The sequence below is a fragment of the Pseudoalteromonas sp. APC 3694 genome (genome assembly GCF_030407565.1).
Taxonomy (GTDB): Bacteria; Pseudomonadota; Gammaproteobacteria; order Enterobacterales; family Alteromonadaceae; genus Pseudoalteromonas; species Pseudoalteromonas tetraodonis.
In genome coordinates, this window is record NZ_JASDDE010000076.1 from 1 (window position 1) to 13221 (window position 13221).

Consider the following 13221-nt stretch of genomic DNA (forward strand, 5'->3'; position numbering starts at 1 on the left):
TAGGCTCTGCCTTGCCTAAATACCAAACAGACTGCTGCAAATTCAACCTTGAAAGATCAACAGACCCTAGTTAAAAATGTTATAAAAACAGCCTGTTTTTACGACAGATGTAAATGATAGTAAAACTTAATAATATTGATTCTCATTCGTTAACATGTTTAAATTACGCCAATTTCAGTAGTTGAACTATTTTTAGGGTAATCAATGTCACATAAATTTTTAGTTTCTTCGTTAACTGCAGCTGTTGCGCTGTCTTTGAGCACAACAGCAATGGCAAAAGATACTGACAAAGTTGAGCGTAACTTTGAACAAATTACCGTTATTGGCTCACAAGCCGCTATTAACGATATTCCAGGATCTGCTACGTTTATTTCAGATGCAGAATTGCAAAAATTCGAATTTACCGATATTTCTCGCGTATTAGCATCTGTACCTGGTGTTTACGTTCAAGAAGAAGATGGCTACGGCCTGCGCCCTAATATTGGTATGCGCGGTACAGGTACTGGCCGTAACGACAAAATTTCTGTGATGGAAGACGGCGTACTTGTTGCTCCGGCTCCTTACTCTGCGCCATCGGCTTACTACTTCCCTACTATGGGTCGTATGGAGTCAATTGAAGTGCTAAAAGGCGCTGCCTCTGTTAAATACGGCCCGCGTACAACCGGTGGTGTATTAAACTTACTTTCTCGCAGCCTGCCAACTGAGCCAAATAGCTCAACAGGCATGCTAGATGCAGCCCTTGGTAGCGATGGTTACTACAAAGGTCACGCTTACTTCGCAAAAGAAAAAAACAACACTGCAGGCTTAATTGAAGTGTTTTCTTACGGCGCTGATGGCTTTAAAGAATTGCCAGTAGGTGATGACAACACTGGTTTTGAAAAAAACGATGTATTGGTAAAGTTTGGCCATACCTTTGGTGAAAACGATGCGCATAACATTGAGTTCAAAGTAAAGTACTCTGAAGAAACATCAGACGAAACCTACATGGGTTTAACCGATGCTGATTACCAACAAAACCCGTACCGTCGTTATGCGGCATCGCAAAATGATGAAATGAACACTCGCCATAATGCATACCAAGTAAACTATGCATACCGTTTTGGTGAAGGTTATGAAGTTTTAGCAACCGCTTATCTAAACGACTTCCACCGTAACTGGTATAAAGCAAGCAGTGTTGGTTCAAGCACACTTGAGCAATACAGCGAGTTTGAAGCAAACCCAACAGCTGCGGGTATTGAAAATATAGGTGTTAAAGCCAATAACCGTGACTACCAAGCCAAAGGTGTGCAGTCTGAATTACACATCCCAGCGGGCGCTCACTACATTACGGTTGGCGTACGTTACCACGAAGATGAAATGGATCGTTTCCAGTGGGAAGACAAATACACGCTTAATCAAGATTTAAGCATGACTCTTACCTCACAAGGCGCTCCAGGCTCTAACAGCAACCGTTTAGACAGTGCAAAAGCAAGCACGCTATTTATTCAAGACGAATGGACAATGGATGCATTAGTAGTGAGTGCTGGTCTTCGTTATGAAGACATAACTATTACCCGTGAAGAGTGGGCTAAGTCAGATCCAACCCGTAGCCTAGGCTTAACAAAAGATATCTCTAACGATACTGAAATTTTAGTACCGTCTTTAGGCGCTACTTACACACTTAACGACAATGTTACGTTACTTGCTGGTATTCAAAAAGGTTACGCCCCTGCAGCACCGGGTAATGCCGACCAAGACGAAGAAGAAAGCGTCAACATCGAGTTTGGCTCTCGTTTTAATGCGGGCGGTTTTAACGGTGAAGTAATTGCGTTTTACTCTGATTACGACAACATGCATGGTAACTGTACTGCATCAGTAGGTTGTAATGACGATAACATTGGTGACCAATACAACTACGGTGAAGTAGAAGTATCGGGCTTTGAATTTAGCGCAGGTCGTACGTTTAATACTGCATCGGTTGCGTTCCCAGTAAAATTAACTTACACCTACACAGATTCAGAATTTAAAAACACGTTTGATTCAGAAATTTGGGGCTCAGTAGAAAAAGGCGATGCAATGCCTTACGTACCTGAGAACCAGGTTGCTTTATCGTTTGGCGCAGAAGTGAATAACTTTGTGGTAAATAGCCAAATACGTTACGTGTCTGATGCACATGCTGATTTAACTAACTCAGGCTTAAATGCGATTGATAGCCGTGTTGTATGGGATTTAGCTGCTAAGTACTTAATCGACGAAAACCAAAAAGTATACCTAAGCGTAGATAACTTGTTTGATAAAACCTACATTGCTAACCGTGCAAATGGCGGTATTCAACCTGGTAAGCCACGTTCAGTACAAATGGGCTACTCTTACAGTTTTTAATAAAGTGCTAACTTAAAAGTACAAAAAAGCCGAGGTTGATTAAATCAATCTCGGCTTTTTAATGCCTATGTAATTAATAGGCTTAATTTGTTTCTGCGCGCTGGCGTAATACTTCAAATAAACAAATACCGGTTGCAACCGATACATTTAAACTTGAAACCGTGCCCGCCATTGGAATTTTAACGAGTACATCACAGTGCTCACGGGTTAAACGGCGCATACCTTCGCCTTCAGCTCCCATCACAATCGCCATTGGGCCTGTTAAGCTGGCATCAAACACATGTGTGTCGGTTTCACCGGCTGTGCCTACAACCCATACACCTGCGTCTTTTATTTCACGTAATGTACGTGCAAGGTTAGTAACCTGAATAAGCGGTACCGTTTCTGCTGCGCCACAGGCCACTTTACGTGCTGTGCCATTAAGCTTTGCTGATTTGTCTTTAGGAACAATCACCGCATGTACACCGGCAGCATCGGCGCTACGTAAGCAGGCACCTAAATTATGCGGATCGGTAATGCCATCAAGTACCAGTAAAAACGGGGTGTCTTCGCGTTCAATGATCTCATCAAGATCTTTTTCGTTAAACACACGTGCCGCTTTTACGTTGGCAATAATGCCTTGATGCTGTTCATCTTTCGCTTTGTTATCAAGCGCTTTTCGTTGCATAAACTGTACTGAAATACCAAACTGACGCGCTTGCTCAATCACTGGCGATAAGCGCTTATCATCACGTCCTTTAAGGGCGTATATTTCTATAAAACGCTCTGGCTCTTTTGCCAAAATTGCTTCAACAGAGTGAAAGCCAAAAATTAATTCATTACTCACGAATTGTTTGCTCCTGGGCTACTACGTTTACGGGCATTTTTACCTGGTCTTTTAGGCTTTTTGACCGCTTTCTTTTTGGTTTTTTTCTTAGCGGTGGTGCCATCCGCTTTTACTTTTGATTTGCTCGCTGATTTACCTTTTGCAGCAGGCTTTTTACCCGCCTTTGGCTTTTTGTCATCACTTGCTGACTTTTTACCCGGGATTTTACCGGCTTTAAGTTGCGAGCGAACGCTCGCTGGAGCATTTTTTTTAGGTGCACGACGACGCGCATAACGATCTTGAGCAACATCGCCTTTAAGCGTTAAGTTTATACGACGATCATCTAAGCTTACCGAGGCAACCTGCACAGTGACTTTGTCGCCTAAACGATAAACCGTATGTGTGTGCTCACCCACCAAGCAATGTTTAGCTGCATCATGCTGGAAATATTCATCACCTAAATTAGTAACATGAATTAATCCATCAATTTGTAAGTCATCTAAACGAATAAATAAACCAAAGTTAGTAACCGATGAAATAACCCCGTTAAACTCCATGCCTACATGATCTTGCATGTATTCACATTTTAACCAATCGGCTACTTCACGGGTGGCATCGTCTGCGCGGCGCTCAGTGGTAGAACATTGCTCACCAAGTTGATCGACTTCATCATCGCTGTAAGCGTATTCACCAGAGGTTTGCTGCCCTTGTGCTTTTAATACCGCTTTAATTGCACGATGCACCACTAAATCTGGGTAACGGCGAATTGGCGAGGTAAAGTGCGCGTAAGCCGATAATGCTAAACCAAAGTGACCTATGTTATCTGGCTGATAAACCGCTTGTTTCATTGAGCGCAGCAGCATAGTTTGAATAAGTTCAGCCTCTGGGCGGTCACCTAAACGAGCCAATACATGAGTAATTTCTTTTGGGGTTGGTTCATCACTTAGCGTGCTTTCAATCCCCAGCTCAGTTAAAAACTGAGTAAAGTTACCCAGCTTTTCGCTATCGGGCTCATCATGTACTCGATACAGTGCGCTGGCTTCGTGTTTTTCCAGTAATTTAGCAGCCGAAACATTGGCTAAAATCATACATTCTTCAATGAGCTTATGCGCATCGTTACGAATAACTGGCACAATTGATTCTATTTTACGCTGTGCGTTAAATACAAAACGGGTTTCGAGTGTTTCAAATTCAATTGCACCACGCTCTTGGCGTGCTGCTTTTAATGCCATGTACATTTGCTGTAAGTCAGTTAAATGTGGCACTACAGCTGCGTATTCTTTACGGAGCTTTTCGTCATTTTGTAAAATGGCATTTACTTTGGTGTAGGTTAAACGAGCATGCGAATTCATTAGTGCTTCGTAAAACTTATAGCCCGACAGCTTACCCTCTTGCGATACGGTCATTTCTGCAACCATACACAGGCGATCAACCTCAGGGTTAAGCGAACACAAACCGTTAGATAATACTTTTGGTAGCATTGGAATAACTTGCTCAGGGAAATACACTGAATTACCGCGCTCTATCGCTTCTTTGTTAAGCGGCGTGTTCATACCTACATAATGGGATACATCGGCAATGGCTACCCATAAGCGCCAGCCACCTGACTTTTTAGGCTCACAGTATACGGCATCATCAAAATCACGAGCGTCTTCGCCATCTATGGTCACAAGCGGTAAGCCGCGTAAATCAACTCGACCTTGTTTATCAGCTTCTTCAACAAATTCACCTAAGTGGGCAACTTGTTGTTCAACCTCTTCAGGCCATACGTGTGGAATATCGTGATTACGCAGCGCAACTTCAATTTCCATACCCGGCGCTAAATGCTCGCCCAGTACGTCGATAACTTTACCTACCGCATTCATATTACGGCTTGGGTTTTGGGTTATTTGCACTTGCACCATTTGGTTATGGCGCGCGCCTTTTTCGTTACCCGGTAGAATAATAATGTCTTGGGTAATGCGCGGATCTTCAGCCACAACAACGGCAATACCATGCTCAACAAAATAACGCCCTACAATGGGTGCGCGCTCGTTAGTGAGTACTTTGATGATGCGTGCGTCGCATTTTGAGCCTGAGCCGCGTTTAGTGCCTTTGGCAAGAACGATGTCACCGTGTAGCACCATATTCATTTGATGCTTGGCAATAAACCAATCTTTGCTCTCGCCTTCAACTTCTAAAAAGCCAAAACCGTCTCTGTGACCGACTACTTTGCCTTTGGTTAAACCGGCTTCGTCAATCAGGGCATAACATTTAAATTTATTAAAATACAGCTGCCCATCACGCTCCATGGCGCGAAGTCGGCGCTTAAATGCTATTTGTCGTTCTTCATCGTTGACTGCGAGTTCTTCACATAGTTGTGCGTAGTTAGCAGGTTTGGAACGCTCTTGCAGGTGAGTAAGTATAAACTCACGACTAGGGACTGGGTTTTCGTACTTTTCTTGTTCTCGACTGAGATTTGGATCTTGGTTTGACATTCACTATCTTGTTAGTTGGTTATGTAAGTATTTTAACTCATATACTCGCAATGAGACAGGTAAAAGCCATTAAACTTTTAATAAAGCGTTATTACCTTTTGCATTTTGTGAAAATATAACTAAATAACGCTTAACATGTACTTAATTTAAGAGCTTAAAAGTGAGTAAAATAGCAATGCTGATGTTTACTCACTTTTATATAAACAGCTTACTTTTGCTGTAGTTTCTTCCACAATAGCGTGCTGATGTGTTCAATAAAAGCCGCATCTTGTGCAGCCATAACATCGAGTATTGGTTTGTTCATTTGGCTTTTGTTTTGAGAGTATATCCAGCGATTTTTATTAAAGCTTTGCGCAAACTCTAACACACCCGTTTGCAAGGCTTGCTCATCAACAAAGGTGGCCTCTATAACGTTATGTTGTAATAATTTTTGCGCATCAACGCGCTCACCGGTCATGGCTAAACGATTAAAAAATTGCTGATCTATGGCTTTATTAATAATAGGAAACATAGACGGTACAAACGGCACTAATACATCGACTTCGGGGAAACAAAAGAAGCCTTTGTCTGATTTCATAAATCTAAAATCACAGGCACACGCCAGTACCGAACCATTACCATAAGTGTGGCCGTTTAGCGCGGCAATAATAGGCATAGGAAAAGTAACAATACGTTTAAACAAGGCACCTATCGAGTTCATAAAATCGGCAATTATTTGTGGTGTGTTGTCAGGGTTTGCCATCCACTGTAAATCAATGCCTAACGACCAACTTTTATCGCTGCTTGAAGTTAACACCACCGCTTTAATATGCTCGTTAGCCTCAATCGTATCTAGGTGTTGATTAAACTCGTTTATAAAGGTTGGATTATGGCGGTTTTCTGCTGTATTCATAGTAAGGATAGCCGTGCTTCCTTGCGTGGTAATTTCTATTAATGCTGTCATTAGACCCTCATTTAGTGCTTTTAGCTGCGCTTTTAGCACTTTTCATTACTTTTATAATTATAAATAGAATAGTAATACGTTGTATGAAATTTATAAAGCGTCTATTTTTGTAACCATTAAAGGAGCGAGAGCTTAAGCCATAGCGTTTAAATATTCGCGCAATTACAACCACCCTTTTTGTCGGGCTATACGTGCTGCATCAATTCGATTTGTGGCATTGAGTTTAGCAATTGCATCGGATAAATAATTACGCGTTGTGCCTTCACTTATATAAAGCTGTTTTGCTATTTCGCTGGTTTTTAATCCATCACTTGCAAGTTTTAACGCTTTGCGTTCTTTATCTGTGAGTGGATCGGTATCGTCTAATGCGTTAATTGCCAGCTCTGGGTCAATCACCTTTTGCCCTTGCATTACTTTTTTAAGCGCATTGATTAGCTCTTCGCTTGGCGCTTCTTTTAAAATAAAACCTTTAACACCCGCACTTAAAGAACGCCTAATATAACCGGCTCGCGAAAAGGTGGTCATAATTACCATGTTAATTGCAGGGTGCTTAGCGGCTATTTGTTCACTAAGCTCAATACCATTCATGCTTGGCATCTCTATGTCTGTTAAAACAATATCTGGATGTAAGCCTTCACTAAGCGCGCTGATTTCATTTAACGCATCTTGGCCATTGCTTGCTTGACCAATCACCTCAATATTAAAGTCAAGGCTTAATAAGGCTGCAACGGCATCGCGCACCAGTGCTTGGTCTTCAACTAAATATACTTTGATCATTTTAAATCCTCAGCACTCAGTGGCAACACAACATTTAAAGTAAATGTATCGCCACAGGTAAATGTTGCATTGCCATTTAATTGCTCAGCTCGCTCTTTAATGCCATTTAAACCATTACCCGCCTTTAATGTAGCGCATGGCGCATTATCAATAACGCTGATAATTAATTGCTGCTTTGTTTGTTCTATATTGATAGAGCCGTTTTTGGTGCTGCTATGGCGTAATAAATTAGTAACCGACTCTTTAATAATAAGGCTCGCAATGCCCTCTACTTTAACGGGTAAGGTTGCTAAATTAACGTTAAATTTTATGTTAAAGCCTTGCGCTATAAGCGTTTGTTTTAGCTGTGCGATTTGGCTCACTAGGTCGAGTTGCTTTAAATCACTTACCGCGCTTCTTACATCGCTAAGCAATTGCCTTGCAAGGTTTGCTACTTGGGCAATTTCGTTATTGGCCTGATCGTATCGCTCACCTTGATTGAGTTTATTCGCAAGCTCAGCTTTTAAAGCTATTGATGACAATGAATGACCTAAAATATCGTGTAAATCTCGGGCTATGCGTTCACGCTCAGCAATGGCTGCTAGCTGCTCTAATTGCTTTGCGCTTTCTTGCTCACGAATTTTATGTAAATGCTCTCTTTTTGCCGCTATACCATAGCTAAATAGGGCCGCACATAAAATTAAAGCCACCGCTAAAAAGTACTCAAGCTTGGCTATGTCACCCACATATGAACTTAGCAAAACAGTTAAAATTATCGCTAATGCGGCATAAACTCTTTGATAATTGCTATATGTATAGCCTGCTACATAAGCTATAAAGCCAAATAAGGTTGGTGTACCAGCGCTATAAAAAGTGGCACTAAAACACACCAGTAACATAGCGATAAATAACTTAGTTACTCCCCCATTTTTGCAATTTATTGCTTTTACATATAACAATATAAACGCAATATAAAAGGCTAAAGACAAGGTGATTTGATGAGCTGTAAAGTTAGCAAAATCAATGATCATCGGGAGTAAATAAAAACCGGTAAAAACTAAATGACCATATTTCCAAAAATCTTTATCGCTTTGCTGAGAAAACCTGTTAACCGAGCTCATACCAATACCTCTGGCCTATTATTTTTATTTATAGCACTCTTTTTATTAATAAATACAAATAACATAAAAATGCATACGAACATAAAACAATCTACATAAGTGATAGTAAAACTTAGTGTTTCTAAAAAATCGCTAATGCTTAAGCTTGTTAAAATTAAAGAATTCATAACACCCTCCAATATAAGTAAGGTAACTATGCCAGTGGGTAAAATAGATAAGAGTGTGAAATGTCATTAACTTGGCTGACATTTGTCATGAAATAGAAAAATTCATCTTCAGAGTGTAAAAGCAATGCTAATATAGCCAAAAAAATGACCTGGAAATTTAATGCAGTCCCAACAACAAAGCTTAATTTACTTACACATTGCCGTACTTTTATTTGGCGGTACCGCCTTATTCGCAAAGCTAATTGGTTTGAATGCATTAGATATTACCGCTTATCGCGCGGCTATCGCTGGGCTGGCAATTTGTGTGCTACTAACTTTGCAAAAAAAACCAATTAAGCTGCATCGCGCTAAAGATTATGTGATTGCCATTTTATTAGGCGTTGCCGTAGGCATTCACTGGGTAACCTATTTTGCAGGCATGCAATTGGCGGGAATTACCGTGGGCATGTTAGCCTTTTTTACCTATCCCGTGATCACGGTATTTTTAGAGCCCCTATTTAATAAAAGTAAGCCCAAAACAAAAGATATAATAAGTGCTGTGGTGGTGATTTTTGGCATTTATTTATTGATCCCTAACGTTAATTTAGGCGATGACATCACTTTAGGTGTTGTGACGGGCGTGGTATCAGCATTATTTTTTGCTCTACGTAATATTACTCATAAACGCTACTTTAGCGAGTATGGTGGACCGCAAACCATGTTTTACCAAACCTTAGTGGCAAGCCTGATGCTGTGTGCTTTTATTGAAGTACCCATAACAAAAATTAATGATACTGATTTAATATTGCTGCTTATTGCCGGTGTGGTGTTTACTGCGATGCCGCATTCGTTATTTGCAGCGAGTTTAAAACATTTATCAGCAGCAACCGCTGGATTGATTTCTTGCTTACAGCCCCTTTATGGCACAATACTGGCTATAATTATTCTGCACGAACGCCCCTCAGTGATGACACTGGTTGGTGGCGCACTAATTGTTAGTGCTGCGTGCTTTGAAACTTGGTCAATTTCACGGAAAAAGCAGCCATGAAAATATTTGCACATAGAGGCGCAAGCACACACTTTCCTGAAAATACGCAAAGCGCCATTATAGCGGCGTTAAAAGCGAATGTAGATGGCATTGAGGTTGATGTACAAAGCGCGCTTGATGATTACGTTATTATTCACGATACCTACCTCGATAGAACCACTAATGGCAAAGGCAAAGTGTGCGACTTTAGTGCCCAGCAAATTAAACAGTTTGATGCAGGAAATGGCGAACAAGTCCCTACTTTGCAGCAATTAATAGACTGGAATAATAACCAAACCTTACTCAATTTAGAGCTAAAACATACCTTTGAACTTGAAAAGTTTGCAACCGTGCTTGAAAGTAACATTGCGAACAAAAAAATAACCGCTGACAATATTTTAGTTTCATCATTTAATCATCATCAACTACACTGGCTAAAGAGCCGTTTATCGTGGCTTAAAATTGGCGCACTTACTGCGTCAATTCCATTGCAGTATGCAAAGTTTGCACAAGACTTACAGGCCTTTAGCATTCATGTTGACAAAAACTTTATGAACAAGTCGTTTGTTGACGATGCCAAACTGCGCGGCTTACAGGTGTTTGCCTACACCGTAGATGAAGTTGAAGATATTAAACTGATGCTTGCCTGTGGTATTGATGGCATTTTTACTAACGACCCTGAACGAACTAAGCATTTTTTGGCGCAATTAAATGAACTATAACTAATTATTTAATTGCTATTTATGCTATAAAAACAATAATTTAGTAGGTCACTATTTAATGAGTAGCTACATGCGTATTTATAATTTTTTAGAACAAACACTGTTTTATACTTTAACCCGAAAAATAGTTGGGAATTTAAGTTTTGTTTTTTTATTTCAAGCCATTACTTTGTTTTGGTTACACAGTAGTTTAACCGAAAACCAACAAAGCACTGGCTTATTTTGGGCACTTGCGCTACTTATTATTGCAGGCTTTATTTTTACTATTTTTTATATGCGCTTTTTAATTGTGCGCCCGGTAAAAGCAATGCGCGATACGCTCATTAATATTAATCAACAAGATGCGAATTTAGCAGCCAAATTACCCCATTTCACGTTTGATGAATTTAGAGACTTAAGTGAGCAATACAATCAATTTACTACCCATTTAAATAGTTTATTAAGCACTACCTATACCAGCGCCCAAGAGAGTGTGCAGAGTAACAGCCAAGTAACGCAATCAATGCAACACACTGAACAACTGAGTGAGCAGCAAATTAATTTAAGCCACACCATTATTAATGCCAGTAATCAAATTACCCAAAGCCTGCAGGCTATAGTAAGCAACACTGATAGCGTACATCAGGTCAATAATGAACACCTTAATTTTGTAAAGCTCTCTGCTGGTGAGCTATCAAAACTAGTTGAGCAGGTAAGGCTTATTAATGAAATGCTGGGTAGTTTTTCTAAAACGATTGCGGGCTTGAAAGAGAACAGCGAAAACATTCGCAGTATTTTAAAAATGGTTGAAGAGTTTTCGGATCAAACTAACTTATTAGCACTAAATGCAGCCATAGAAGCGGCACGCGCTGGTGAAGCGGCACGCGCTGGTGAAGCGGGGCGAGGTTTTGCCGTGGTTGCCGATGAAGTTCGCACCCTATCGGTTAAAGTAAGTGATGCAACCCGCCAAATTAGTGATTTTATTACCCAAATGAATGAGCTCGTTAATGAAACGAATAAAGAGTCAGAGCAATTAATAAACCACTCAAATAATGCGCAAACATCAATTAACACCACCTCTGATGGGTTTGGTAAAATGCTCAATGAATTTGAACTTAATCAACAACAATTGCAGCAAATAGCCAATGCCGTACACTTGCTCGAAGATACCCAAAACCAAACGCATGAATCGGTTGAGCAAATTGTGGCGCTAGGCGAACAAGCCAAGCAACAAATAGATACAGCACTGCATGATTCTGAACAATCACAAAAGCTAAGCCAACAAACCCAACAACAGTTAAAACGCTTTGTAGATTAGGCAATAACAATTTCACCCAAGCCGCGATTATGCTAAATTAAGCGGCTTGTCATTTAACTGTGTGAAGTATGTGAGCGACGTAAAACCAAACTATGAACAGCTAGCCCAGCAAATAAAATTATGGGGCCAACAACTTGGCTTTAGTGAAGTGGGCATTACTGACATTGATTTAACTAAGCATGAAGCACAGCTTCAGCGTTGGCTTGATGCAGGGTATCATGGTTCAATGGATTACATGGCTGCACATGGAATGAAACGCGCCCGCCCTAGCGAGCTAGTCCCTGGCACGCAACGAGTTATTTCAGTAAAAATGAATTACCTGCCGCCAGATTCAGGCTTTGCCAAAAACCTTAAAAATACCGAGAAAGCCTATATCAGCCGCTATGCGCTTGGCCGCGACTATCACAAATTAATGCGTAATCGGCTCAAGCAATTAGGTAAAAAAATTGAACAGCAGGTAGGTGACTATGGCTTTAGGCCTTTTGTTGATTCAGCGCCAGTGCTTGAGCGTCAATTAGCTGAAAAAGCAGGGCTTGGCTGGCGAGGTAAACATTCTTTATTAATCAATAAAGAGGCTGGCTCTTGGTTTTTTTTAGGCGAGTTATTTGTAGATTTACCACTGCCTATTGATGATGAAAACACGTTCGAAGGTTGTGGTAAATGTGTTGCCTGTATAACCCTTTGCCCTACCGGCGCTATTGTAGAACCTTATGTGGTAGATGCACGTAAATGCATATCGTATTTAACCATAGAGCATCAAGGGGCTATTCCAGAGCAATACCGAACCTTAATGGGTAACCGCATTTATGGCTGCGATGATTGCCAGTTAGTGTGCCCATGGAATCGCTATGGACAAATTACCGACGAGCAAGACTTCCACCCCCGTACACAATTAAAAAATAAAGACTTACTCGCGTTATTTGCCTGGGATGAAACTACCTTTTTAACAAATACCGAGGGCAGCCCTATTCGGCGCATTGGCCATGAGCGTTGGTTACGAAATATAGCGGTTGGCTTAGGCAACGCAGATTTTAGCCCAGCGATTATTCATGCACTTGAAGATAAACGCAAAACGGTCAGTGACATGGTGAATGAGCACATAGAATGGGCACTTACCCAGCAACATGATAAACAAAGACAAAAGCTGCGTAAAACAGCACGGCTAATACGGATTGTTGAAAAAGGCCTACCCAGAGACGCGTAAGCCTATTGCCTAAAAGAACGCGACATAAAGTCGCTGATACAAGCTATCTGCCTAATCGTAGCAAGGAATTTACCCCGCGCCTCGCAGCCCGTAACCCGCACCTTTAAGCTTTGTCTGTAATCACTCTCTTTACGAGCTCTTTGCCCTCTTTGTGCATAATTTACTAATATCTGATTTAACACAGAGAAGAAAATGAGGAGTAAATGAGAAGCCACAATTAAAGTACCGTTCTTGATTAACCTATTACTCATACCTTTCGCATTTAACCTTTAAAAGACGCGACATAAAGTCGCTGCTACAAGTTATTTGCCTAATCGTAGCAAGGAATTTACCCCGCGCCTCGCAGCCCGTAACCCGCACCT

Annotated in this window: 10 protein-coding genes; 5 read left to right on the forward strand and 5 right to left on the reverse strand. The window is 40.9% G+C overall.

What is annotated here, in order from left to right; all coding sequences use genetic code 11:
• Positions 1 to 204 precede the first annotated feature (204 nt).
• A complete protein-coding gene (locus tag QMA00_RS17205) occupies positions 205 to 2361 on the forward strand; it encodes a TonB-dependent receptor (RefSeq protein ID WP_076922429.1) in 2157 nt (718 codons plus the stop codon).
• A gap of 82 nt (positions 2362 to 2443) precedes the next feature.
• On the opposite strand, the gene rlmB is transcribed toward QMA00_RS17205, so the two are convergent.
• The 5 genes from rlmB to QMA00_RS17230 form a co-directional block, all read right to left on the reverse strand.
• Entirely contained in the window at positions 2444 to 3187 is a 744-nt protein-coding gene (rlmB, locus tag QMA00_RS17210; protein WP_008112440.1) for a 23S rRNA (guanosine(2251)-2'-O)-methyltransferase RlmB, read from the reverse strand.
• Entirely contained in the window at positions 3184 to 5643 is a 2460-nt protein-coding gene (gene rnr, locus QMA00_RS17215; protein WP_076922430.1) for a ribonuclease R, read from the reverse strand. Before rnr ends, rlmB begins: the two co-directional genes overlap by 4 nt.
• A 208-nt stretch (positions 5644 to 5851) precedes the next feature.
• Positions 5852 to 6586 carry an enoyl-CoA hydratase/isomerase family protein gene (locus tag QMA00_RS17220; RefSeq protein WP_076922454.1) on the reverse strand — a complete coding sequence of 245 codons (735 nt, stop codon included), beginning with the start codon at positions 6584 to 6586 and terminating at the stop codon, positions 5852 to 5854.
• A 162-nt stretch (positions 6587 to 6748) separates the two neighbouring features.
• Entirely contained in the window at positions 6749 to 7363 is a 615-nt protein-coding gene (locus QMA00_RS17225) for a response regulator transcription factor (RefSeq protein WP_076922431.1), read from the reverse strand.
• Complete coding sequence (locus tag QMA00_RS17230) at positions 7360 to 8463, reverse strand: sensor histidine kinase (RefSeq protein ID WP_076922432.1); 1104 nt, start codon at positions 8461 to 8463, stop codon at positions 7360 to 7362. The genes QMA00_RS17225 and QMA00_RS17230 overlap by 4 nt, the downstream gene beginning before the upstream one ends.
• A gap of 327 nt (positions 8464 to 8790) precedes the next feature.
• Here QMA00_RS17230 and QMA00_RS17235 point away from each other — a divergent pair, with 327 nt between their 5' ends.
• From QMA00_RS17235 to queG, 4 genes are all read left to right on the forward strand, one after another.
• Positions 8791 to 9657, forward strand: a complete 867-nt coding sequence (locus tag QMA00_RS17235) for a DMT family transporter (protein ID WP_076922433.1) — start codon at positions 8791 to 8793, stop codon at positions 9655 to 9657.
• Complete coding sequence (locus QMA00_RS17240; protein WP_076922434.1) at positions 9654 to 10358, forward strand: glycerophosphodiester phosphodiesterase family protein; 705 nt, start codon at positions 9654 to 9656, stop codon at positions 10356 to 10358. Before QMA00_RS17235 ends, QMA00_RS17240 begins: the two co-directional genes overlap by 4 nt.
• Before the next feature lie 58 nt (positions 10359 to 10416).
• Positions 10417 to 11655, forward strand: coding sequence for a methyl-accepting chemotaxis protein (locus QMA00_RS17245; protein ID WP_076922435.1), 1239 nt, complete (start codon positions 10417 to 10419; stop codon positions 11653 to 11655).
• 70 nt (positions 11656 to 11725) lie between these two features.
• Positions 11726 to 12859, forward strand: a complete 1134-nt coding sequence (gene queG / locus QMA00_RS17250) for a tRNA epoxyqueuosine(34) reductase QueG (protein ID WP_016899494.1) — start codon at positions 11726 to 11728, stop codon at positions 12857 to 12859.
• The last annotated feature ends 362 nt before the right edge of the window (positions 12860 to 13221 follow it).

Bases quoted from the DNA above. Each gene is read 5' to 3' on its own strand.
- QMA00_RS17245 (WP_076922435.1), top strand. From the start codon at position 10,417: ATGAGTAGCTACATGCGTATTTATAATTTTTTAGAACAAACACTGTTT.
- QMA00_RS17225 (WP_076922431.1), bottom strand. From the start codon at position 7,363: ATGATCAAAGTATATTTAGTTGAAGACCAAGCACTGGTGCGCGATGCC.
- QMA00_RS17205 (WP_076922429.1), top strand. From the start codon at position 205: ATGTCACATAAATTTTTAGTTTCTTCGTTAACTGCAGCTGTTGCGCTG.
- QMA00_RS17240 (WP_076922434.1), top strand. From the start codon at position 9,654: ATGAAAATATTTGCACATAGAGGCGCAAGCACACACTTTCCTGAAAAT.
- QMA00_RS17220 (WP_076922454.1), bottom strand. From the start codon at position 6,586: ATGACAGCATTAATAGAAATTACCACGCAAGGAAGCACGGCTATCCTT.
- QMA00_RS17235 (WP_076922433.1), top strand. From the start codon at position 8,791: ATGCAGTCCCAACAACAAAGCTTAATTTACTTACACATTGCCGTACTT.
- QMA00_RS17230 (WP_076922432.1), bottom strand. From the start codon at position 8,463: ATGAGCTCGGTTAACAGGTTTTCTCAGCAAAGCGATAAAGATTTTTGG.
- rnr (WP_076922430.1), bottom strand. From the start codon at position 5,643: ATGTCAAACCAAGATCCAAATCTCAGTCGAGAACAAGAAAAGTACGAA.